This window comes from Actinocrinis puniceicyclus (assembly GCF_018283645.1).
GTDB lineage: Bacteria > Actinomycetota > Actinomycetes > Streptomycetales > Catenulisporaceae > Actinocrinis > Actinocrinis puniceicyclus.
This window is the reverse complement of sequence record NZ_JAGSXH010000009.1, coordinates 59,240-79,534: the sequence shown is the minus strand read 5'-3', so window position 1 is coordinate 79,534 and position 20,295 is coordinate 59,240. Positions and strand designations below refer to the sequence as shown.

The following is a 20,295-nucleotide window of genomic DNA, read 5'->3' as shown; positions in this document are numbered from 1 at the left end:
GTCTTCACGTCACCGCTCCGCCGGCCGTGCCCGGCCCTCACGCCACCGCCGAGCTTATGCGACGCCGGCCCGCCCACCGTTCCGCGATGGCATCGCTGTACACACCGACGATGCGGTCGGCTGTGGCAGCCCAGCCGAACTCGGCCGCGTGTCTGCGGGCACCGTTTCGCATATGCGCCAGACGCCCCGGGTCGTCGAGCAGCGACGCGCAGGCCGTGGCGTAGTCCGCGGGGTCATGGCCCGGCACCAGGATGCCCGATTCTCCGTCGCGCACGGCGGTGACCAGGCCGCCGACCTTCGCAGCGACGACCGGGGTACCGCACGCCTGGGCCTCCACGGCCACCAGGCCGAACGACTCGCTGTACGAGGGCACCAGGCTCAGGTCGGCCGCACGGTACCAATCGGCCAACTGCGCCTGCCCGACCGGCTTGACGAACCGGGTGTGTTCGGAGATGCCGAGCTGTCGGGCCAGCGTGGTCAGTTGGTGCGGCTCGGCCAGGCCGGTGCCGCTCGGGCCGCCGACGATCACCACCACCAGGTCGCGGTAGCGGTCCGGATCGCGCTTGAGCAGGTCGGCGGCGAGCCGCAGCAGGATGTCCGGCGCCTTGAGGGGTTGAATGCGTCCGGTGAACAGCAGCACGGGGGCGTGCGGCGGCAGCCCGAGGCCGGCGCGGGCGGCCGCCCGGTCACCCGGCCGGAAGGTTTCCAGATCCACGCCCGGATGCGCGATCGCGACCCGGCTCGGATCGGCGCGGTAGAGCCGCACGAGCTGTTCGGCTTCCTGCTCGGTGTTCGCGACCAGCCGATCCGCAGCCTCGACCACCTGCGATTCCCCGATCAGGCGGTTCTGCGGCTCCGGGACGTCCGAGGCGGCCATCGCCGCGTTCTTCACTCGGGCGAGCGTGTGCATGGAATGCACGAGCGGCACTCCCCAGCGTTCCTTGGCGAGCCAGCCGACCTGACCGGAGAGCCAGTAATGCGAGTGGATCACGTCGTAGTACCCTGGCTTGCGTCTCGCCTCGGCGCGCAGCACGCCGGAGGTGAAGGCGCACAGCTGGCCGGGCAGGTCCTCCTTGGACAGGCCTTCGTACGGTCCGGCGGTGATGTGACGAACGCTGATACCGGGCGCCATCTCGACGACCGGCGGCAGGTCCCCGGCACTGGCGCGGGTGAAGATCTCCACCTCGATGCCGAGCGCGGCCAGTCGCTTGGAGACCTCGACGATGTACACGTTCATCCCACCGGCGTCGCCGGTGCCGGGCTGGTGTAACGGTGAGGTGTGAACCGAGAGCGTGGCTATCCGCCGGGGAATCAATCTCGGTCCTCCACCATATCGAGGGAAACGTGCTCGGCTGCCGCGTCGCCGAAGTCTTCTAACCGTTCCCCGCTGCGCCGCTATTCCCCGCATGACCATAAGGCTACGTTTCAATCACATGGTCATTCGGCAAGACGGGCGTACTGATGCCTGAGAATGGACGCATGACTGCTGCCTGGCCCGCACCCGTGCACTCCCCCTCCATGCCCGTCGCCGTCAGGACGGGCGCGAGCAGCGGGATCGGCGCGGTCCACCGCAGCGCCCGCTGACCGGCCCCGGAAGATCCGGCAACGCACGTGAAGCGCGCCCGTCCCGTCGGCACGGTGACCCGAGGCACCACCGCTCCGAACCGGCTGCGCAGGGTCGATCGCTGGCTCGTCGGGGTCCACGGCACGGCGCTGCGCGCGGCGCCCCGGGCTCCGCTCGTCATCGACCTCGGATACGGTTCCTCCCCGATCACGACGGTCGAACTGGATGCGCGGCTGCGTGCCGTGCGCCCGGACATCACGACGGTCGGCCTGGAGATCGACCCCGCCCGGGTCCAGGCGGCGCTGCCGTACGCGCGCCCGGGCCTGGAGTTCCGGCTCGGCGGTTTCGAGCTCCCGGTGGACGGGTCGCCGACGCTGATCCGCGCCTTCAACGTGCTGCGCCAGTACCACGAGCACGAGGTCGCGGGCACCTGGACGGCGCTCACCGCACGGCTCGCCCGCGGCGGCCTCCTGGTGGAGGGAACCAGTTCGGAGAGCGGGCGCGTCGCCGCCTGGGTCACGCTCGACCGGACGGGTCCGCTCTCGCTGACGCTCGCGGGCCGGCTGGCCTCGCTGGACTCCCCCGCGGTGTTCGCGCAGCGGCTGCCCAAGGCACTGATCCACCGCAACGTCCCGGGCGAACCGGTCCACGCTTTCCTACAGGCGCTCGAGCGGGCCTGGCTGAGCGCCGCCCCGCTCACGGACCTCGGGGTGCGCCAGCGCTGGATCGCGGCGGTCGGCTCGCTCGCGCCGCGGTGGCCGATTCTCGGGCGGGCGGCGCGCTGGCGGCTCGGTGAGGTGACCGTCGCGTGGTCCGCGGTCGCGCCCGGAGGCGATCTGCGCCGATGATCGCCGGACGGCTGTGGCCCCGAGGGCCGCACGCGGGGGTGGCGGCGCCGGGGCCACAGCAACGGTGCCTGAAGCACCTTCCGGGAGTCGGGCTCTCCCGGAGTAACGGGGCGGGCGGTGCGCCTCGCCCCGACCTTGGGGGGTTGGTGTCGATCCTGTCCGCCGGCCATGAGCCGGACTTGAGAGCAGGTTGAGAATCGGCTGAGAAGGCGTCACCAGGGCCCGTAGGGCCCGTCGCGCGGCTCCCGTCGCGTGCCGGAAGACTGGCGCAGCGCGGGACGCACGTCCACGACGTACACGATCGCGGCGACGGTGCCGAGGATGGTGAGTATCGAGGTCACGCCGCCGAAGAAGACGTCGACGACCACGGCGATGCCGAGGAAGAGCAGCCAGGCCACCTTCGTCAGCTTGCCTGCGGCGAGATAGGCCGGTGCCGGTCGCAGCGCGGCGTCCGCGAACGCGAAGATCTTGAACACCAGCAGAGCCAGCAGGATCACGTGGAGCACGCTGAAGAACGTGCCGGTGATCAGTCCGTTACCCATTCCCATCGCGAACTCCTCGACCGTCGCCTGGGGCCACGCGAGCGCGGTTCCTGTTGCGTCGCGCTCCCGAGCGTACTGCGGAAGGCCGCTCTCCGAAGCCGGCGCGGGTGTGCGGCACCCTGGCCGGCTCCGCAGAGCGGGGCTGTCACGCCTTGGTGGACTTGGCGCCGCCGGCGGTCCGCTTGCGCGGGGCCGCTGCCGTCTTCTTCGCCTGCGGCTTGGCGGCTCCCGCGGGCGCGTCGGCGACCTGCGCGTCCTCGACCTTCGCCTTGGCGGAGGTCCCGGCGTCGGCGGCCGGCTTGGCGGACCCGGCCTGAGCGGTCCCGGCCTCGACCGGCTCGGCCTCGTCCACGACGACCTGCTCAACCACGACGGTCACCTCGGCGCTCTCCAAGGCCGCGCCGCGGTAGCGCTCGACCACGGTCTTGCCGCGCTCGGCCAGTCCCTCGTAGGTCTCCACGGCCTTGCCCGCGGCCTCCAGTACCCGGCCGACCTGGACCAGCGCGAGCGATTGGGCCTTGTCCCGCAACGCCTGGGTGTCGACGCCGCCGACCACGCCGCGGATCGACTCGCGCGCGGCGCGCGGGTCGAGCGTGGAGGCGACCGTGCGCGGGTCGGTCGGCACCTCGGCCAGCCGTGCCTGCGCCTTGGCGATCCGCTCCGGCGCCTCGGTGGCGATGCGGGTGGCCAGCGTGGTGACGGTGCCGGCGACCTCGGTCAGCAGCAGCGGCGCGTCGCGCAGCTTCTCCGCGGCCAGGTCGCCCGCCCCGGCGAGCGCGTAAAGCGGCTTGGGGTCGGACAGGGTCCGGCGGATCTCATCGGTCACGTTCATTTCATTCACCTCGGGTCTCGTGGGGCGCGAGCCCCGTTTCATTGGTTCCGGCGGCGTCATTCGTTCCTGCGGTGGCGTACGGCCGGCTCGCGCCGGCGGGTGCGACCACGCTCTCCGCACGGCTCTCCGCACGGAAGGTCTCGTAGATCTCGCGCAGGATCTGCTTCTGACGCCGGGTGAGCGTGGGATCCGCGGCGATCGCGGCGAGCACGCGGCTCGCGGCGGACGCCTCGCCGTTCCCGGTCTCGTCCCCGGCCTGCGCGGCCGCCGGCTCCGGTGTGCCATCGAGCAACCCGGCCTGCACGTACAGCGTCTCCGCGGATATCTTCAGCGCCTTCGCGAGTTGCTGGAGGATCTCCGCGCTCGGCTTGCGCAGGCCGCGCTCGATCTGGCTCAGGTAGGGGTTCGATACCCCCGCCGCCTGGGCCAACTGCCGCAGCGAGTACTGCGCGTTCTCCCGCTGCTCGCGGATGTACGCGCCGAGTTGCGCCACGTGCTTCGGTCCCAAGATGTTCGCCACACCTCTAGTGTGCGCCCATGTGCTTACTTTTGCAAGCGGCGCTTGCCAGAGTTAAGCGCTATTCCTGCCAAGCGTCCTACCTGCGGTTCTACGCGCAGCAAGCCGGGCACGCACCCGTAACCCGCGCCGCGCCTCATCGACCGGCACGCGGCTCGCGGCGCGCGCGCAGCACGGCGTCATGGATGACGGTCTTGCGTCCCTCCGGGTCGGCGACCTCGCGCGGCCGTGCCGCGGCCACCTCGACGATCCAGCCCTCGCCCAGGGACGCGGCCAGGTCTCCGGCGCTCCAGCCGAACTCGGTCAGGTCGGGCCGCGGAACCGTGGTGCGCAGGTCGCTCGGGTCGTGGCCGACGATGAGCAGTGTGCCGCCGGGGGCGACAGCCGCCGCGAGGTTGCGGTGGACCGACTCGCGCGCGGCGGGCGGCACGTGCATGTAATGCGACGTGACCAGGTCGTATACCCCCTGAATCGGAGTAAGCGCGAGGTCGGCGTGCAGCCAGGTGACCTCCAGGCCGAGTTCTTCCGCCCGCTGCCGTCCACGCTGGAGCGCCACGCTGGAAAGGTCGGCGGCGGTGACCTTCCAGCCGCGCGCCGCGAGCCACACCGCGTCGCCGCCCTCGCCCGCCCCCGCGTCGAGCGCGGTGCCCGGCGCCAGGTCCGCGGCCTCCGCGACCAGGACGGCGTTCGGCTCGCCGCTCCAGTGATGCCCGTGCTCGTGCTTGTGCCCGTAGTCCCGGTAACGCTCGTCCCAAGCCTGCTCGCCATGTTCGCGCGCGACCTCGACCGCACGCGCTGCGTCCTCCATCACCAGGTCGGCGTTGATCGACGCGCCCGCGCTCAGCCCGGCGGCCGCGCAGGAGACGACCTGGGCCTGGACCGCGGCGAGGTTTCCGGCGACCCAGACTCCGGGCACGCCGGTCGCCCCCGTCTCTTCCGCCTCGATCCGGGTGCCGATCACCTGCCCGGCCGACTGGACCTCGGCCGGCGCCAGCCCGAGGGACTCGGCCAGTTCGGTGCGCGCGGTGAACCGCGGGGCGACGACGAGAGCGTCGAGGGCGACCCGGGTGCCGTCGGCCAGCCGGACTCCGGTCAGCCCGCTCTCGTCCGACTCGACCTCGGCCACTCGACCCTCGACGAGCACGACGCCAAGTGCGCGCAACTGCTCCCGCACCGCGTCACTCAGCTCCGGCGCGCTGTGCTGAAGCAGCATCACCCGCGCGCTGAGTTGCCGGAACAGCAGCACCTGGTGGATCGCGGCAGCGCTGTCGGCGAGCACGCCGATGCGCTGGTCGCGCACCTCCCAGCCGTGGCAGTAGGGGCAGTGCAGCACGTCGACGCCCCACCGCTCGGCCAGCCCGGGAACGTCCGGCAGTTCGTCGCGCAGGCCGGTCGCGAGCAGGATGCGCCGGGCCGTGACGGCTCGGCCCCCGATCTCGACGCGGAAGCGATCGCCGTCCCGGCCGATCCCGGTGACCAGGCCGTTCTCCACCCGGCCGCCGTATCGGTGCACTTCGTCACGGCCGAGCGCGAGAAACCGGGCCGGGGGCGTCCCGTCGCGGGTGAGGAACTGGTGCACGTGCGACGCCGCGGCGTTGCGCGGGTCGCCCGCATCGATCACGAGAACGGACCGGCGGGACCTCGCCAGCGCCACCGCGCCGCTCAGACCCGCCGCGCCGCCGCCGACCACGACGACGTCATAGCTCTCGTCAGGCTGTTCGTCTGTTTTGCGCTCCATGCGTCCACCATCGGCCGGGCGGAGCGGCTTGACAAATTCGTTTGCCGAAAGAGCAATAGAACCGTGAACGGTGACGATCCGCTACTCGGCGCGGTAGGACCACGGCTGCGCGACCTGCGCCAGCGGCGCGACATGACGCTCTCCGGCCTGTCGGCGGAGACCGGCATCTCGGTCAGCACCCTGTCCCGGTTGGAGTCCGGCGGCCGGAAACCCACCCTGGAACTGCTGCTCGCGCTGGCGCGCGTGTACCAGGTGCCGCTCGACGAACTCGTCGGAATGCCCGAACCGGCCGATCCGCGCGTGCACGGCAAGCCGGTGCTCCGGCACGGCCGCACGCTCATCCCGCTCAGCCGGCAACCCAGAGGCGGCGTGCACGCGTACAAGATGCTCCTGCCGGCGACCGATCCCGAGCGCGAACAGGCAAGCCACGAAGGCTACGAGTGGATGTACGTCCTTTCCGGCCGAGTGCGGCTTAGGCTCGCCGAGCACGACTTCGTGATGAAGGAAGGCGAGGCGGCCGAGTTCGACACGCGCACCCCGCACTGGTTCGGCAGCGCCGATGGAAGGGCCGCCGAACTGCTGACGCTCTTCGGGCCGCAGGGCGAGCGGATGCACGTACGCGCGCGGCCACGGTCCAGACGGTCCGGCCCGTAGGACCTGGTGTCCCGCGCCGGAAATCCGTCGCATGACTCTGCTCGACCTGGCTGCGCACGTCCGGTCATCCGCGCCCGGCTGGCAAGGCGCCGGAACACCCTCGCGGTGCTCAATCAACGCAGTGGGTCGTCTGTGGGCGTTTCGGCAACGCGGCAAGGCGGGATGCGGGGGCCGATTTTCACGGCGGACTTCCGGCGCGGGACAGTCGTCGGGCGCTTATGGTGACTGGTAAACCGGTGCGGCGCGGGAGGGGGCGTGGCCATGGTCGAGCAGCGCCAGCGGTCGCTGCGATACGCCTCGCCGACCGGCCGCCGGGTGTTGCTCGCCACGGTGCTCGGCTCCGCGCTGACCCAGATCGACGCCACCGTGGTGAACATCGCGCTGCCGCACATCGGACGCGAGTTCGACGCCGGGGCCGCCGCTTTGCAGTGGACCGTCAACGGGTACACGCTCAGCCTCGCCTCGCTGATCCTGCTCGGCGGCGCGCTGGGGGACCGCTACGGCAGGCGGCGGGTCTTCCTGACCGGGGTGGTCTGGTTCGCCGGAGCCTCGCTGCTGTGCGGGCTGGCCCCGGATGTCCGTGTGCTGATCCTGGCCAGGGTCGTGCAGGGCGTCGGCGGGGCGCTGCTGACCCCCGGCTCGCTGGCGATCATCGAAGCCTCTTTCCATCCCGACGACCGCGGCCGGGCGATCGGGGCCTGGTCGGGTCTCGGGGGAGTCGCGGGCGCACTGGGGCCGTTCCTCGGCGGCTGGCTCGTGCAGATCGCCAGTTGGCGCCTGGTGTTCCTGATCAACGCGCCGCTGGCCGCGCTGGTACTGGTGGTGGCGCTGCGCCACGTCCCGGAGACGCGTAATCCGGCCATGGCCAAGGGCCTGGACCTACCGGGGGTGTTTCTGGCCGCGGCCGCGCTGGCCGGACTGACCTACGGGTTCACCGCTTGGTCGGCGCTGGGCCCGGGCTCCGCGACTGTCACCGCCGCGCTCGGCGTCGGCGCGGCGGCGCTCGTGCTGTTCGTGTATGCGGAGCACCGCTCACCGCACCCGATGCTGCCTCTCGACGTGTTCCGCTCCCGTGCCTTCACCGCCGCGAACCTGGTCACTTTCGCCGTCTACGCGGCGCTCGGCGGCGTGTTCTTTCTCGTCGTACTGAACCTGCAGGTGGTGGCCGGTTACAGTCCGCTGGCCGCCGGTACCGCGATGTTGCCGATCACGGTGCTCATGCTGCTGCTCTCGGCGCGCTCGGGCGCACTGGCACAGCGAATCGGTCCACGGTTGCCGATGACGCTCGGACCCCTGGTCTGCGCGACGGCACTGGTTCTTCTGTCGCGCATCGGACCGCACGCTCCCTACCTGACCGCCGTGCTGCCCGCCGTCGTCGTGCTGGGTTTGGGCACGTCGCTGAACGTCGCGCCGCTCACCGCGACGGCTCTTGGTTCCCTCGACGAAAGCCGCGCGGGTATCGCCAGCGGGGTGAACAACGCAGTGGCACGGGCCGCGGCGCTGCTCGCCGTCGCGGTGCTGCCGCTGGCCGCCGGGCTGGGCAGGGGCAGTCTGACCGATCCGGCGGCGCTGGCACCGGTCTATCGCACCTCCATGTACATCTGCGCGGGCTTGCTCGCGGTCGGCTCGGTCATTGCCGCACTCGCCGTCCCGACGCGGCTGCGCCACCCGCGGCAGGCCCCGGAACCGCACTGCTGCGCGATCGAGGGGCCGCCACTCCGGGTCGAGGAGAACGCGTGACGGCGTTCGTCACAAGGCGGCGTTCGTCACAAGGCGGCGTTCGTCGGATGACGGTACGTCAGAAGGCGGCGCGGACCTCGCCAACCACGTCGCTGCCGCCGTACAGCGCCACCGTGCCGAGCCGGTCAAGCGCCTCGGAGCGCACCCCGAGCCTGCGCAGCGCCTCGGCCAGGAGGACCGGCTTTGCGCGCTTCGAGCCGTCGGAGATCTTGAACGCCAGGGCGCGGCCGTCAGGCAGCGCGGCGGCGTGCACGGCTTCCGCCCCGCTCTTCGCCAACAGGCCGGGAACCGCACGCATGGCCAGCGTGTCGAGTTGCTGCGTTCCGGCGACGTACTCCGGATGGGCACGCATCGTGTCCGCAACCTTTCGCGCGTTACTGCGGGGTTCGGCGGTCACGCACGCCTGTACCGCCCGTGCGAGGCCCGTCAGGGAAAGCCCAAGCAGCGGCGCTCCGCAACCGTCGACGGCGTCGTAGGCGATCTGCTCGCCCGCCAGCCGCTCGACGGCCGCGCGGATCGAGCGCTGCACAGGGTGCGCCGGATCGAGATAGCCGGCCACGTCCCAGCCGTTGCGGACGCAGACCGCGAGCATCGCCGCGTGCTTGCCGGAACAGTCGGAGAAGATCGGCCGAGGCGTGGCGCCGGCGAACAGCTCGGCGTGCCGGGCGTCGTCATCGAGCGGCAGGGTCGGCGCAGTACGCAGCGCGGACTCGTCGAGTCCGGCTCCGGCGAGGATCTTGCGCACGCCGTCCACGTGGAAGGGTTCGCCGGCATGACTGGCCGCCGCCAGCGCCAACTCCGGCCCCGCCAGTTCGAGGCCCGCGTCGAGCAGACCGGTCGCCTGCATCGGCTTGTTCGAGGAACGGGGAAGCAGCGGTGCGGAGATGTCGCCGACGGCGTACCGCACCGAACCGTCGGCATCAAGCAGAACCAAGCGGCCTCGATGCACGCCCTCGACGAAGTCGCAGCGCACGATCTCGGCCAGGACGGGTTCGACAGGGAACGGGCGCTCGGACGGCGCGGGCATTCGGGGATCGGACGGGTTGGGACCGGCGGCATGGGTGGTGGCGCTGTCCATCGGGATGCAGGGTCTCCGCTCTCGGTGTCGGCGAGGCGGCGGCCGGATGGCTGTTGACTGCCGGCTACTGCGCGACGAGAAGGTCGTCGACTGCCGCCTCGCCTTCACGGTACCTGCGGGCCAGGTCCGCGGCACAGGCGTCGACAACCCCTTGTACCCTGCGTCGCAGCTCAGATACCTCCCGCTCACAGACCGAAAGCGCGGCGGCGGTTTCGCGCAGGGCGCGATCGGAGCAGGCGCCCAGATCGGGCAGCGCCAGCTCGCGCAGCTTCGCCTCCAACTCGACCCGATACTCGCCGATCGCGGCGACCGCGCCGAGAGCGAGGTGCCGCGTGGAAGCCGGGCGGTTGGACGGGGCGTCGGCCAGGATCTCGGGCAGCCGCCCGACCAGCGGATTCTGGTCCCCGCCGGCCCGGCGCTCGGACTCCGCGGCGATTATGTCGAGTCGGCCGTGCAGGACTCTGCGCAGGTAGGACAGGTCGTTCTCCTCGGCGCCGGCCTCTGCGCGCCGGTCGCGCAGAACACCCAGCGGCAGCGCCGACAGGTCCGCCGTGAACGCATGATCGAGGACCCGGTCGATGCGCCGGCCCGGACCGGCTGTCGCGGTGGCGGTGATCGGTTCGCCCATCGGACCCCCAAGGAGGGGGAACTGCGCCCCCGGGTCGTCGGCCCGGCCCGCCGGCCGGACCTGTGGTGAGACTTCTGTGAATCGTCGCACGCCGCCGACTCGCTACGGCGGCCGGAACCCGACTGTCACCCGGTCGGATGAGTGATATGGGAGACTGAGCGGCGAAAGTCCTGTTCTGTTCCTCAGTCGCGGCCGTTCGCCTGTGGTGCCGGCGCTCGGCGCCGGAAATGAAGACAGTCAGGACGCCCTGTCAGCGTCCGCGCAGGCGTTCACGTGCGCTCCCGCCGGCGTCCGGCGGGACGATGACCTCCTGAGCCGCCGCGACGCCGCCGGCGAGCAGCGGCGCGTCAACCGGAATAGTGCGCTTGACCAGGGCGAGGGCGATCGGGCCGAGTTCGTAGTGCCGGGCGCTCGACGTGACGACCCCGACCGACCGGCCCCCGGCCTCGACCGGGTCGCCGTGTTCGGGCAGGTGCTCGGGTGTGCCGTCCAGGTGCAGGAAGACCAGCCGGCGCGGCGGATGGCCGAGGTTCTCCACGCGGGCGACCGTCTCCTGCCCGCGGTAGCAGCCCTTGTCGAGGTGTACCGCGGTGGTGATCCAGCCGAGCTCGTGCGGGATGGCGCGCTCGTCCGTTTCCCGTCCCGCGCGGGGGCGGTGCGCGGCGATCCGCAGCGCCTCGTAGGCCCAGGTCCCGGCTGGACGCCGACGTTCCGCCGCGTAGCGCGCGAGCGCGGCGCGCGGCATCAGCAGTTCGCGCCCGGCCGCCGCCTCGCCGAGTCGCACCGGCGCGCGCACGACCACGCCGGGCTCGGGTGGGCTCTGGTCCGTCACCCCGGCCTCGTACACGACCGCGAAGTCGGCGGTCACGTCCTGCGGGTCCACCTCGAGCAGGAAGCGCATCTTGGCCAGGAAGGCGACCAGCGCGGGCGCGGCTGCCGGTTCGACATGCGCCCAGGTGGCCTCGCCGTCGTCGACGAGATAGAGCGCGTGCTCGACGCGGCCCTGCGGATCGAGCAACAGCGCCTCGGTGGCGACGTGCGGTGCCAGGCCGGTGAGGTGCTGAGTCAGCAGGGAGTGCAGCCAACTGAGCCGTTCCTTGCCGCCGACGCGTATGACGCCGCGGTGCGACAGATCCACGAATCCGTTGCCGGAGACCAGCGCACGCTGTTCACCGTGCGGGTCGCCGTAGTGCGCGGCGACGCCCGCGTCCGGCGGATCGGCGGCTACCGCACCCGGCAGCCCGAGCAGCACGCTGCGGTACGCGGGAACGGAGACTGCGGGCTCTGGGCCAGGCTGCGGCGTGGGCATGTCTTCGGCAACCTCACTTTCGGGAACGCTATTCCGCCTTCACCCGCGCGACGCACTCGGCGCAGCAGCCGAAGATGGCGAAGTGCGCGACGTCGATCTCGAAGCCCTGCTCCACACGCAGCTTCTCCACGAGCGGGTCGGCGACGGTTGTATGCGCCTCGGTTACGCGCCCGCAGACGCGGCACACCAGGTGCAGATGCTGCTGTTCGGCCGCGGCATGGTAGATCGGGGCGCCGTGTCCTAGGTGAGTGTGTGTGACCAGCCCGAGTTGCTCGAGCAGTTCGAGGGTGCGGTACACGGTCGAGAGGTTGACTGAACTCGCGGTGCGCTGCACCTGTGCGCAGATCGCGTCCGGGGTCGCGTGTTCGAGTTCGCAGACAGCGCTGAGCACGAGCTGACGAGCCGGAGTCAGCCGATATCCCTTGGCCTTCAGCTGCTTCGTCAGGTCGGACTGCTCACCCGTACTGCCCACGAGGTCGAGTTTACGGCGCTGCCGGGCAGACCGGCGCGCGGCTACGCGCGGACGCGCTTGAGCTGCGCGGCGAGGTGGTTCTGCAGTTCCTTACCCATCGCGGCCATGTCGAAGGTCCAGTAGAGGTCGCCCTTCACCAGGCCGTAGAGCCGATGACCGGCACAGTAGTCCTTGGCGGTCGCGGTGCGGGCGACCGCGTCCGTGGTCAGCTCGATCTTGGCGTCGTCCAGCGTGCCGTGCCAGACCTCGACGATGCCGGTCGGGTGGGTGAGCACCACTTCCAGCGTCCTGTCGGGCTGCGGCCGCCAGTAGCCGTGCTCGCGGGCCAGCGGGCGCACCTTCTGCCCGTTCTCGTCGATCAGCCACGAACGCGACTCGTAGTCGAGGAAGCTCTTGCCCGGAACGTAGGAGAAACCGACCTCCTGTCCGAAGCGGAAGTCCTCGATGGTGGGGTACTGGCCGAGACCGACTCCGGCCCAGTCGCCGATCAGGAAGGCGAGCGGGGCAAGGGCGGGGTCGAGGTCGGCGGGGATCTCGAAAGGCATGGTGCGGCCCTCGGCTTTCCGGGCGGTCAGCGGGTCTGACCCTTGAGCAGCTTGACCACGACGAACCCGGCGAACCAGGTGACGAGGAGGAAGACCACCACGAGCAGGGCGGTGAAGAAGGTCTCCACGGTGGACGCTCCGGGTGCGTAACGGCGGCTGTGGCTTCGCAGCGGCGATCGTGCCGCGCAGCGACATTGACGGGCTCAGTCTATGGGAGCTTGCGCGCGGCCCGCGGGCGCGGGCGGGAGTGAGTCTCGCTACGCTCGACGGTCATGGCGAAGAAGCTGGTCATCAAGGTCACCGCGGGTCAGGACGCGCCGGAGCGGTGCTCGCAGGCTTTCACGGTCGCGGCGGTCGGCGTGGCCTCAGGCGCGCAGGTCTCGCTGTGGCTTACCGGGCAGTCCGCGTGGTTCGCGCTTCCGGGCCGCGCGGCGCAGTTCGAGCTGCCGCACTCGGCGCCCCTGGAGGACCTGCTGGCGGCGGTGCTGGAGTCCGGCACCGTGACCCTGTGTTCCCAGTGCGCGGCGCGGCGGGACATCACGGAACAAGACGTGCGCCCCGGCGTACGGATCGCCGGGGCGCAGCTGTTCGTGCAGGAGGTACTGGCAGACGACGTACAGGCGCTCGTTTATTGAGAGCCCTGATGCTCAGCGCTCTGAGCGGGCGGCGCGCCGTCGTCGCCGCCCATGTGTGTCGCCGCCCGTACGTCGCCGCCTTCGCGGGACGGCGCCGTCAGACCGAGATCAGGACCTCGGCGACCTCGCCCTGCGTGGCGACGACCGCGCGGTCCGCGCTGCCGCCGGGCACCAGGGCGCGCAGGGTCCACGACCCGGGCGCCGCGAAGAAGCGGAAGGCGCCGGTCGCCGAGGTGGGCACCTCGGCGGTGAACTCGCCGTCCGCGTTGAGCAGCCGCACGTAGCCGGTCACCGGGGTGCCGTCACGCTGGATGGTGCCTTCGATGATGGTTTCCTTCGACACGTCGATCCCTTCCCGGGACAGTCCGCCGGTGGTCGCACCGCACATGATCTTGTTCCTCCTCGCCGCTGTCCGGGTCAGGAACCCAGCTCGATCGGCACGCCGACCAGCGAGCCGTACTCGGTCCACGAGCCGTCGTAGTTCTTCACGTTCTGCTGGCCGAGCAGCTCGTGCAGCACGAACCAGGTGTGCGCCGAGCGCTCGCCGATGCGGCAGTAGGCGATGGTGTCCTCGGACAGGTCCACGCCCGCGTCCTGGTAGAGCTCGGTCAACTCCGCGTCTGACTTGAAGGTGCCGTCGTCGTTGGCCGCCTTCGACCAGGGGATGTTCTTGGCGGTGGGCACGTGGCCCGGGCGCTGCGACTGCTCCTGCGGCAGGTGCGCCGGGGCCAGCAGCTTGCCGGAGAACTCGTCCGGGGAACGCACGTCGACCAGGTTCTTCGCGCCGATCGCGGCCACCACCTCGTCGCGGAACGCGCGGATCGACGCGTCCTGCGGCTGCGCGGTGTACTGGGTGGCCGGGCGGCTGGGCACCGCCTCGACCAGGTCGCGGGAGTCCAGCTCCCACTTCTTGCGGCCGCCGTCGAGCAGCTTGACGTCCTGGTGGCCGTAGAGCTTGAAGTACCAGTAGGCGTACGACGCGAACCAGTTGTTGTTGCCGCCGTAGAGCACCACGGTGTCGCCGTTGGCGATGCCGCGCTGCGAGAGCAGCGCCTCGAACTGCTCCTTGGATACGAAGTCGCGCCGGACCGGATCCTGCAGGTCCTTCTTCCAGTCGATCCGGATCGCGTTGCGGATGTGGTTCTTGTCGTAGGCGGCCGTGTCCTCGTCCACTTCGACCACGACCACCTTGGGGTCGTCGAGGTGTGCCTCGACCCAGTCTGCGTCGACCAGGACGTCGGTGCGGCTCATGAGTTTCATCCCTCCAGGGCTGTTCGTTGCTGCTTGTGCGCGTTGACGCTGAAACGGGGGCTTTTCGGGCGGCTGGCGCCGGGCGGTGCTCGGGTTCTTCGCGTGCGCTGCGGCCGGGACGGCCGCTCGGGGAAGGGGCGGCGAGCTGGGCGCTCGAGCCGCGGCGGACCGGCGCGGCCGGTCAGGCGAAGGTCAGCGACAACACAGGCAGGCCGCGACGCGGCACAGATCGACTGCGCGCCGCTTGGTCAGCTCCGCCTGGGGCCTCATGCGGTCGATACTAGGGAGCCGCCGGGCGCGCTGTCATTAACATCTCACCTGCCGAGACGTCCGTCTCACAAAACGGTTGCCTCATCGCAGACGCTGCGCGTTTCAGCACAGCGACCGCCAGCACGCACGTTCGAGTACGGGGAGCTGAGCCTGGTGGCCCCGGGGCTGCTGTCTCAGGACAGTGCTGCCGGCTCAGTGCGGATGTCTCACGAAGGCCGGTTCAAGCTCAGCAGGGTGCTGCCGTCCGGCAACTCCACCTGGATGGCCGCGATCCGGTCCGGAGCGAGTGACACCGAGCCGGGGATGGTGAACGACTCCTCGGCGCTGGCCTTCCAGTTGCCGGCCACGACCGGCTGACCGGTGGTGCTCACCACCACCATGGTGCACGTGTAGCCGACCGGAACATGGTCCATCTTCAGCTGGATCCTCGAGCCCCAGCTCACCGCGGAGACCTGGACGCTGGCGGTGATCGCGGACTCGCCCGGCTGATACGGCGAGGCGCTCGCCGCGGCGGACCAGGAGCCGGCCACGGCCGCGCTCTGCCCTCCGGAGGCCAGCACTCCGACCCAGGCCCCGGCTGCGGCCACCAGCCCGACGACGGCGATGGCCAACCGGGCCCGCATGGTCCTCGGACGCGATCGAGCAGCGGAGCCCGCGGACCGGAGACGGCGCAGCCACGGCACTCGCGCGCGCCCTACGCGGCCGGTGTCGGCGGCGTGCTGCGAGGCGGTCTCCAACACCCGTCCGAGCACTGCGGGCTCCGGACGCACCGGGCCGTTGACCGCTTCCGTCTCGGTCACCGAGGCCAGCAGCGGCACGAGCTCGGTCAACTCGCCGTACTCGGCGCGGCAACTCGCGCACTCGGCCAGGTGCGCCGCGACGCGGTCGTTCTCCGCCGGTTCGAGCGCACCGAGCAGGTACGCTCCTATCGCCTCACGCAGCCACGGGTCGCTGGGAGCGTTGCACGGGGGCAGCCGATCGTTCACGGCGTGATCCCCCTTTCCTGACAGGCGAGACGCAGGGCGCGCAGCGCGTAGAACGTGCGCGACTTCACGGTTCCGGGCGGGATGCCCAAGGCGCGCGCGGCCTCCGCGACCGTCGCACGCCGGTAGTAGACCTCGATGACGACGGCCCGGTGCTCGGCGCTGAGCGCGGCCAGCGCGTCGGCGAACTCCCAGGCGCGCAGCGCCGCATCGTACGGGTCCACACCCTCGTCGGCCCGATCGGTGTACTCGGTGAGCTCCGTCTCGGTCGGACGGGCCGCGCGCGAGCGGGCGTCGTCGACCACGAGATTGTGCGCCACCGTGCACAGCCAGGCACGCACCGAGCCGCGGCCCGGCTCGAAGGCGGCCGGCCGGCGCCAGGCGCGAAGCATCGTCTCCTGGAGCAGGTCCTCGGCTCGCGCCCGGTCCCGGGTCAGCTTCAGCAGATACGCCAGGACCGGACCGGAGTGTTCCGCGTACAGCAGACGCAGCGCCGCCTCGTCGAGGACTTCGGAGCTTGCCGCCATACCGTTATCACGTTCGGCCCGTCCTTTGCGTTCAGCTGAACCGGCACGGGAGTGCGTCCGTGTCCAGAACATGAACAGATCCTCGCGCATCCTCGGTGCCGCCGCCACGGTCTTGGCCCTCGCGGGGGCGGCGGCATGTTCCAGTTCCTCCGGATCCGGCGGCGCGGCGGCCTCGACGCCGTCCGCGGCGGCTTCCTCCTCGATGTCCGGGATGCCGGCGGGCGGCGGCAGCGCCCCGGCCTCGGCCGCCGACACGATCACCATCGCCGACTTCGCGTTCAGCGGACCGCTGACCGCGGCACCGGGCGCACAGGTCACCGTCACCAACAAGGACTCGGTCATGCACACGGTGACCGCGGACTCGGCCGGCGGCTTCGACGCGAGCGTCCCGGCCGGCGGGACGGTGACCTTCACCGCGCCGACCGCGCCCGGCTCCTACGCGTACCACTGCGCGATCCACCCCTCGATGAAGCACGGCACGCTCATCGTCAAGTGACCACGTAGGCCGCGCTGCGCGCGGCGCTCGCTGAAGCGGCGAGCGAGTGCGGCGAGTGCGGCGCGGCGCGGCTCAGCCGGTTGTGCCGACCGAACTCCCGGTGAGCAGCACGTTGTGGCCGGTCGCCGAGATGTCCACGCCCGTCGGGGTGACGCGCAGATCCTGCAGCTGCATGCCGAAGGGGAGATTGCCGAGCGGGACCTTCACGTCGAAGTTCGCCGGCGTTTTCAGGCCCAGTCCGGACAGCGGCGATTGGACGTGCGTCGTCTTGAATTCGAGCCGGTTGCCGCTGAGCACACTCACGGCGACGTCGGCGCTGATGCCGATGCCGGCGAGATTGTAGGCGGCCTTGACCTGGTTGCCGGCGCCCTGGCTGAGCGTGATCTGCCCGATGCCCGCGTCCTTGCTCAACGTGGTCGAGAGCTGGGCGTAGCTGAGCGTGGCGGTACCGGTGAGCGTGTCCACGGTCGCGCTGTTGTATCCCGACGAGACATGGACCCCGTTCAGGTCGGCGTGGATGTGCGCAATGGGCACGCCGCGCTCGTCGAGGTTGTCGATGTCCACCGTGGCGTTGCCGAAGTGCCGCGAGATGACCTGCGTCAGGAACGGGAAGCCGTCGATGGAGACCGAGGGCTTCCGGCTCAGGTTCTGGCTCGACTGGATCTTCGCGGCCAGCTGGCTTTCCGTGACGGCGGCGGCGATCCGGTCCGCGCCGATCAGCAGCGCGACCAGGACGAGCAGGGCGATGAGCCAGCCGCGGCCGCGGTGCCGGCGGCGTGGCGGCCGGCTCAGCGCGGAGACCGGGGGCGCGTCCTCGTAGTAGTCGCCGTAATAGCGGTCCGAGGATTCCGGGGTCGGCACGGTCACCCTTTCGAGGGTAGCCGCTCAGTGCTCTGCCTGAGCGGACGGTCACAGAAGCGGTGCTCCGCAAGAGAAGAGGGGACAAGGCTGCTACGAGGTTCCCCGGTATGCACGGACTACACGTGCCCGCGGCTCAGCGGACGACTTGAGCGGCGATCACGGCGCCGATCGCGGAAAGCGCGACCGGAAGCACCTGCGCGCTGATGCGCACGTCGCCGCCCTCCGCGCCGACCCGGTCCGCGGCCCGCGCCCCCGCGATGGCGAAGAGCCCTGACAGGGTTCCGCCGAGCGCGCCACCCGCCGTCCCGGCCGCCGCGCCCAGCGTGGCCGCGGACAGCGCACCGAGCGCGGCGCCGGCTATGACGCCGGCCGCGACGCCGGCCGGCCCGGTGCCCGCGCCGACCAGGGCCGCGCAGAGCACCGCGACCGCGGCCGCCAGCGCACAGGCCCCGGCGAGCGCCGGATCCTGGCGCTGCGCCACGAGGTATCCGGCGGGCAGCACGGTGAACGCCGCCGCGGTCACGGCGGCGGCGAGTGCTTCGCTGCGATGCCGGCCGGGCCCGATGTTCCTGCGGAACAGCTGATCGGCGGCGAGGAACACGAAGCCGACACCGAGCGCGCCGATCATCGCCGTCGGCGCTCGGTCCGGGGCCAGGCGGTAGGCGAGCGCGACACACGCCAGCCCGATCGCCACGACCGACCCGAGCGTGCGACGCGCGCTCTGGTAGCCGGACGTGCGCAGCCAGCCGACCGCGAGTCCGACCTGGCCGAGGCCCACCACCACGGCGAGGACCGGGGTTGCCACGAGCGCGCCGACCCCGGTCACCACGGCCAGGCCCGCCGCTCCGAACGCCCCTTGGCCGGGACCCGAGGCGACAGCGGCGGGAAGAGTACGCGGCGGTTCGGTCGCAGGCTCGGCAGCCGGGGTGCGGGCACGCGCGGGAGCATCGTCGAACTCTTCTTCGAACTCGTCGGTCAGCTCGTGTGTGAACTCGTATTCATCCCGCGGATATCCGCTGCGGCCATGCGGTCCCGGCGCGTGCTCGACGGGCGGTTCCCGATCGGCGTCGGGCGGCGCTTCTGTGTGCCGAGCGGGTTCGTATTGGCTCGGAATGTGCGGATGACCCCGGTACTGGTCGTTTGGATCAGAGCGGTACGAGTCGTACGAGTCGGCTGGGTAGGGATCTGGCGCGAACTCGTCGAGGGCGTACCCGCTTTGCGTCGCCGCATATTGGTCACGCTGCGCTTCGTTCCACGCCTGTGGGTCCCAGCCGAGGCCGGACTGCTCCCACTGCGCGTCGTAGGCAGCGGACTCTGGAGCAGCGCGCTCGGGCTCCGGTTCGGGTTTACGGCGCCGGCCGCGGCCCGCCGGGGGCTCGGGCCCCGGCGAGCCCTCGTCTTCATGTCCGTAAGTCATCGCGGCTGGTCATCCGCCCGCGAACGGTGGAAGGACCTCCACGACGGTTCCCGCGTCGAGAGGCACTGTCTCAGGATCGCGCTTGCCGACCTGCTGCCCGTCGACCAGGAACGAACAGCGCCGAAGGACCCGGGCCAGCCGTGCGCCGTCGGCGCCGCGCTCGGCGACCGCGCCAGAGAGCGCCGCGCCTAGCGTGGCGGCGTGTGTCTGCTCCTCGGAGGTGCCCGCGGCCTCCCGTGCAGCGGCCCAGTACCGCAAGGTCGCCGTGCCTGTTGCTCGCACCGGCTTCGCTCCCTCCCTAGGTCGGCTTGGCGTGCGCCAGAGCAACGGTACCCGCGCGGTGCGCATCGTCACACGCGGACGATTGCGCGCGGGACTCGTTCAGCCCGGCGAGTCAACAGATTGCTTTCTCTGTATCGGCGCTTACCCGACAACGAAGCGAGAAATGTCCGTCACCCCGCAGACATGCCCCGTCTATGTCCGCTATCCTGCGACCAGAGGATCCGGGCGATGAGGCCACTGGATCCTTCGTGTTTTTTACGAGCACGTTACATACGCCTCACGAGTCTCTGCGTGTGGGCGCCGGCTCGGCGGTGAGAACGCTGCGGTCTCGGCCGGCGCGATCGACACCCGACCATCCGGCACCTGTACAGCACGGCGGAAGGAGCACCACCCCATGGCCACCCTTCTCCTGTTGACCAATGCTCTCGCTCCTTCGGCAGAAGTACTCCCCGCGCTCGGTCTGCTCCTTCACAACGTCCGCGTCGGCCCCGCGGAAGCATCCGCCCTGATGGACACCGCCCCGGCGGATGTGCTGATGGTGGACGGCCGCCGCGAACTGCCCGCCACCCGCTCGCTGTGCCGGGTTCTGCGCACCACCGGCCTCGACTGCCCGATGCTGCTGATCACCACCGAGGGCGGCCTCGCCGCGGTGACCGCGGAATGGGGCGTGGACGACGTGCTCCTGGACACCGCTGGGCCTGCCGAGGTCGAGGCCCGCATCCGGCTGGCGGTGGGTCGCCTGGCCGCCGCGACTGGCTCGGAGGATCTGCCTCTGGAGATCCGCAACGGCGACCTGACCATCGACGAGGCGACGTACACCGCACGGCTGCGCAACCGGGTGCTCGATCTGACGTTCAAGGAATTCGAACTGCTCAAGTACCTCGCGCAGCACCCTGGCCGGGTTTTTACCCGGGCGCAACTGCTGCAGGAGGTCTGGGGCTACGACTACTTCGGCGGTACGCGCACCGTGGACGTCCACGTGCGGCGGCTGCGCGCGAAGCTCGGCGCTGAACACGAACAGTTGATCGGTACTGTTCGCAACGTCGGCTACAGGTTCGTCAACCCGGAGAAGCGCGCGGACCGTGATGCTGTACGCGTCTGAACCT

General features: G+C 71.0%; 24 protein-coding genes. 6 read left to right on the top strand and 18 right to left on the bottom strand.

Annotated elements, in window-relative coordinates; translation table 11 throughout:
• Window positions 1-37 precede the first annotated feature (37 nt).
• A complete protein-coding gene (gene mshA / locus KGA66_RS04610; RefSeq protein ID WP_211464833.1) occupies window positions 38-1,408 on the bottom strand; it encodes a D-inositol-3-phosphate glycosyltransferase in 1,371 nt (456 codons plus the stop codon).
• Window positions 1,409-1,638: 230 nt separating this feature from the next.
• Between mshA and KGA66_RS04605 the strand changes: the two genes are divergently transcribed.
• The gene (locus KGA66_RS04605; RefSeq protein WP_211464831.1) at window positions 1,639-2,412 is read left to right on the top strand and encodes a hypothetical protein; all 774 of its coding nucleotides are present in this window, start codon (window positions 1,639-1,641) and stop codon (window positions 2,410-2,412) included.
• A 212-nt stretch (window positions 2,413-2,624) separates the two neighbouring features.
• On the opposite strand, the gene KGA66_RS04600 is transcribed toward KGA66_RS04605, so the two are convergent.
• From KGA66_RS04600 to KGA66_RS04585, 4 genes are all read right to left on the bottom strand, one after another.
• Window positions 2,625-2,960, bottom strand: a complete 336-nt coding sequence (locus KGA66_RS04600; RefSeq protein ID WP_246507008.1) for a DUF2516 family protein — start codon at window positions 2,958-2,960, stop codon at window positions 2,625-2,627.
• A gap of 139 nt (window positions 2,961-3,099) precedes the next feature.
• Window positions 3,100-3,786, bottom strand: coding sequence for a hypothetical protein (locus KGA66_RS04595; RefSeq protein WP_211464829.1), 687 nt, complete (start codon window positions 3,784-3,786; stop codon window positions 3,100-3,102).
• A 1-nt stretch (window position 3,787) separates the two neighbouring features.
• Window positions 3,788-4,306 (bottom strand): helix-turn-helix domain-containing protein, encoded by a 519-nt coding sequence (locus KGA66_RS04590; RefSeq protein ID WP_211464827.1) that lies wholly within the window; start codon window positions 4,304-4,306, stop codon window positions 3,788-3,790.
• 133 nt (window positions 4,307-4,439) lie between these two features.
• The gene (locus KGA66_RS04585; RefSeq protein ID WP_211464825.1) at window positions 4,440-6,041 is read right to left on the bottom strand and encodes an FAD-dependent oxidoreductase; all 1,602 of its coding nucleotides are present in this window, start codon (window positions 6,039-6,041) and stop codon (window positions 4,440-4,442) included.
• Window positions 6,042-6,104: 63 nt separating this feature from the next.
• Between KGA66_RS04585 and KGA66_RS04580 the strand changes: the two genes are divergently transcribed.
• Entirely contained in the window at window positions 6,105-6,695 is a 591-nt protein-coding gene (locus KGA66_RS04580) for a helix-turn-helix domain-containing protein (protein WP_312886753.1), read from the top strand.
• A 261-nt stretch (window positions 6,696-6,956) separates the two neighbouring features.
• Complete coding sequence (locus KGA66_RS04575) at window positions 6,957-8,435, top strand: MFS transporter (protein WP_211464823.1); 1,479 nt, start codon at window positions 6,957-6,959, stop codon at window positions 8,433-8,435.
• Between the two features lie 58 nt (window positions 8,436-8,493).
• Here KGA66_RS04575 and KGA66_RS04570 read toward each other — a convergent pair whose 3' ends face one another.
• The 5 genes from KGA66_RS04570 to KGA66_RS04550 form a co-directional block, all read right to left on the bottom strand.
• The gene (locus KGA66_RS04570) at window positions 8,494-9,462 is read right to left on the bottom strand and encodes an asparaginase (protein WP_211464821.1); all 969 of its coding nucleotides are present in this window, start codon (window positions 9,460-9,462) and stop codon (window positions 8,494-8,496) included.
• A 115-nt stretch (window positions 9,463-9,577) separates the two neighbouring features.
• On the bottom strand, window positions 9,578-10,141 hold the full coding sequence (locus tag KGA66_RS04565; protein ID WP_211464819.1) for an RsiG family protein: 564 nt from the start codon (window positions 10,139-10,141) through the stop codon (window positions 9,578-9,580).
• A 250-nt stretch (window positions 10,142-10,391) separates the two neighbouring features.
• Entirely contained in the window at window positions 10,392-11,450 is a 1,059-nt protein-coding gene (gene ygfZ / locus KGA66_RS04560; protein ID WP_211464817.1) for a CAF17-like 4Fe-4S cluster assembly/insertion protein YgfZ, read from the bottom strand.
• Between the two features lie 28 nt (window positions 11,451-11,478).
• Window positions 11,479-11,922 (bottom strand): Fur family transcriptional regulator, encoded by a 444-nt coding sequence (locus tag KGA66_RS04555; RefSeq protein WP_312886752.1) that lies wholly within the window; start codon window positions 11,920-11,922, stop codon window positions 11,479-11,481.
• Between the two features lie 41 nt (window positions 11,923-11,963).
• Window positions 11,964-12,467, bottom strand: coding sequence for a heme-binding beta-barrel domain-containing protein (locus KGA66_RS04550; protein WP_211464814.1), 504 nt, complete (start codon window positions 12,465-12,467; stop codon window positions 11,964-11,966).
• A gap of 272 nt (window positions 12,468-12,739) precedes the next feature.
• Here KGA66_RS04550 and KGA66_RS04545 point away from each other — a divergent pair, with 272 nt between their 5' ends.
• Complete coding sequence (locus tag KGA66_RS04545) at window positions 12,740-13,102, top strand: DsrE family protein (protein WP_211464813.1); 363 nt, start codon at window positions 12,740-12,742, stop codon at window positions 13,100-13,102.
• A 97-nt stretch (window positions 13,103-13,199) separates the two neighbouring features.
• Here KGA66_RS04545 and KGA66_RS04540 read toward each other — a convergent pair whose 3' ends face one another.
• From KGA66_RS04540 to KGA66_RS04525, 5 genes are all read right to left on the bottom strand, one after another.
• Window positions 13,200-13,490, bottom strand: a complete 291-nt coding sequence (locus tag KGA66_RS04540; RefSeq protein WP_211464811.1) for a DUF1416 domain-containing protein — start codon at window positions 13,488-13,490, stop codon at window positions 13,200-13,202.
• A gap of 29 nt (window positions 13,491-13,519) precedes the next feature.
• A complete protein-coding gene (locus KGA66_RS04535) occupies window positions 13,520-14,353 on the bottom strand; it encodes a sulfurtransferase (protein WP_211464809.1) in 834 nt (277 codons plus the stop codon).
• Between the two features lie 192 nt (window positions 14,354-14,545).
• Window positions 14,546-14,623, bottom strand: coding sequence for an Ms5788A family Cys-rich leader peptide (locus KGA66_RS31965; protein ID WP_369015811.1), 78 nt, complete (start codon window positions 14,621-14,623; stop codon window positions 14,546-14,548).
• 206 nt (window positions 14,624-14,829) lie between these two features.
• Window positions 14,830-15,609 carry a zf-HC2 domain-containing protein gene (locus KGA66_RS04530; RefSeq protein ID WP_211464807.1) on the bottom strand — a complete coding sequence of 260 codons (780 nt, stop codon included), beginning with the start codon at window positions 15,607-15,609 and terminating at the stop codon, window positions 14,830-14,832.
• Window positions 15,606-16,133, bottom strand: coding sequence for a sigma-70 family RNA polymerase sigma factor (locus KGA66_RS04525; protein WP_211464805.1), 528 nt, complete (start codon window positions 16,131-16,133; stop codon window positions 15,606-15,608). The genes KGA66_RS04530 and KGA66_RS04525 overlap by 4 nt, the downstream gene beginning before the upstream one ends.
• Window positions 16,134-16,203: 70 nt before the next feature.
• On the opposite strand from KGA66_RS04525, the gene KGA66_RS04520 reads away from it, so the two are divergent.
• A complete protein-coding gene (locus KGA66_RS04520; RefSeq protein ID WP_211464803.1) occupies window positions 16,204-16,629 on the top strand; it encodes a cupredoxin domain-containing protein in 426 nt (141 codons plus the stop codon).
• 72 nt (window positions 16,630-16,701) lie between these two features.
• Here KGA66_RS04520 and KGA66_RS04515 read toward each other — a convergent pair whose 3' ends face one another.
• The 3 genes from KGA66_RS04515 to KGA66_RS04505 all read right to left on the bottom strand — a co-directional run bounded on the left by KGA66_RS04515 (window position 16,702) and on the right by KGA66_RS04505 (window position 19,189).
• Window positions 16,702-17,496, bottom strand: a complete 795-nt coding sequence (locus KGA66_RS04515; protein ID WP_211464801.1) for an LmeA family phospholipid-binding protein — start codon at window positions 17,494-17,496, stop codon at window positions 16,702-16,704.
• Between the two features lie 127 nt (window positions 17,497-17,623).
• Window positions 17,624-18,907, bottom strand: coding sequence for a YihY/virulence factor BrkB family protein (locus tag KGA66_RS04510; RefSeq protein WP_211464799.1), 1,284 nt, complete (start codon window positions 18,905-18,907; stop codon window positions 17,624-17,626).
• A 9-nt stretch (window positions 18,908-18,916) separates the two neighbouring features.
• Entirely contained in the window at window positions 18,917-19,189 is a 273-nt protein-coding gene (locus tag KGA66_RS04505; protein WP_312886749.1) for a MoaD/ThiS family protein, read from the bottom strand.
• 394 nt (window positions 19,190-19,583) lie between these two features.
• Between KGA66_RS04505 and KGA66_RS04500 the strand changes: the two genes are divergently transcribed.
• Window positions 19,584-20,291, top strand: a complete 708-nt coding sequence (locus tag KGA66_RS04500; RefSeq protein WP_211464797.1) for a winged helix-turn-helix transcriptional regulator — start codon at window positions 19,584-19,586, stop codon at window positions 20,289-20,291.
• The last annotated feature ends 4 nt before the right edge of the window (window positions 20,292-20,295 follow it).

Excerpts from the sequence above, each read along its gene's own strand:
- mshA (WP_211464833.1), bottom strand. The coding sequence starts at position 1,408 with ATGCGGGGAATAGCGGCGCAGCGGGGAACGGTTAGAAGACTTCGGCGA.
- KGA66_RS04600 (WP_246507008.1), bottom strand. The coding sequence starts at position 2,960 with ATGGGAATGGGTAACGGACTGATCACCGGCACGTTCTTCAGCGTGCTC.
- KGA66_RS04595 (WP_211464829.1), bottom strand. The coding sequence starts at position 3,786 with ATGAACGTGACCGATGAGATCCGCCGGACCCTGTCCGACCCCAAGCCG.
- KGA66_RS04585 (WP_211464825.1), bottom strand. The coding sequence starts at position 6,041 with ATGGAGCGCAAAACAGACGAACAGCCTGACGAGAGCTATGACGTCGTC.
- KGA66_RS04575 (WP_211464823.1), top strand. The coding sequence starts at position 6,957 with ATGGTCGAGCAGCGCCAGCGGTCGCTGCGATACGCCTCGCCGACCGGC.
- KGA66_RS04570 (WP_211464821.1), bottom strand. The coding sequence starts at position 9,462 with ATGCCCGCGCCGTCCGAGCGCCCGTTCCCTGTCGAACCCGTCCTGGCC.
- KGA66_RS04565 (WP_211464819.1), bottom strand. The coding sequence starts at position 10,141 with ATGGGCGAACCGATCACCGCCACCGCGACAGCCGGTCCGGGCCGGCGC.
- ygfZ (WP_211464817.1), bottom strand. The coding sequence starts at position 11,450 with ATGCCCACGCCGCAGCCTGGCCCAGAGCCCGCAGTCTCCGTTCCCGCG.
- KGA66_RS04550 (WP_211464814.1), bottom strand. The coding sequence starts at position 12,467 with ATGCCTTTCGAGATCCCCGCCGACCTCGACCCCGCCCTTGCCCCGCTC.
- KGA66_RS04545 (WP_211464813.1), top strand. The coding sequence starts at position 12,740 with ATGGCGAAGAAGCTGGTCATCAAGGTCACCGCGGGTCAGGACGCGCCG.
- KGA66_RS04540 (WP_211464811.1), bottom strand. The coding sequence starts at position 13,490 with ATGTGCGGTGCGACCACCGGCGGACTGTCCCGGGAAGGGATCGACGTG.
- KGA66_RS04535 (WP_211464809.1), bottom strand. The coding sequence starts at position 14,353 with ATGAGCCGCACCGACGTCCTGGTCGACGCAGACTGGGTCGAGGCACAC.
- KGA66_RS31965 (WP_369015811.1), bottom strand. The coding sequence starts at position 14,623 with ATGAGGCCCCAGGCGGAGCTGACCAAGCGGCGCGCAGTCGATCTGTGC.
- KGA66_RS04525 (WP_211464805.1), bottom strand. The coding sequence starts at position 16,133 with ATGGCGGCAAGCTCCGAAGTCCTCGACGAGGCGGCGCTGCGTCTGCTG.
- KGA66_RS04520 (WP_211464803.1), top strand. The coding sequence starts at position 16,204 with ATGAACAGATCCTCGCGCATCCTCGGTGCCGCCGCCACGGTCTTGGCC.
- KGA66_RS04510 (WP_211464799.1), bottom strand. The coding sequence starts at position 18,907 with ATGACTTACGGACATGAAGACGAGGGCTCGCCGGGGCCCGAGCCCCCG.
- KGA66_RS04500 (WP_211464797.1), top strand. The coding sequence starts at position 19,584 with ATGGCCACCCTTCTCCTGTTGACCAATGCTCTCGCTCCTTCGGCAGAA.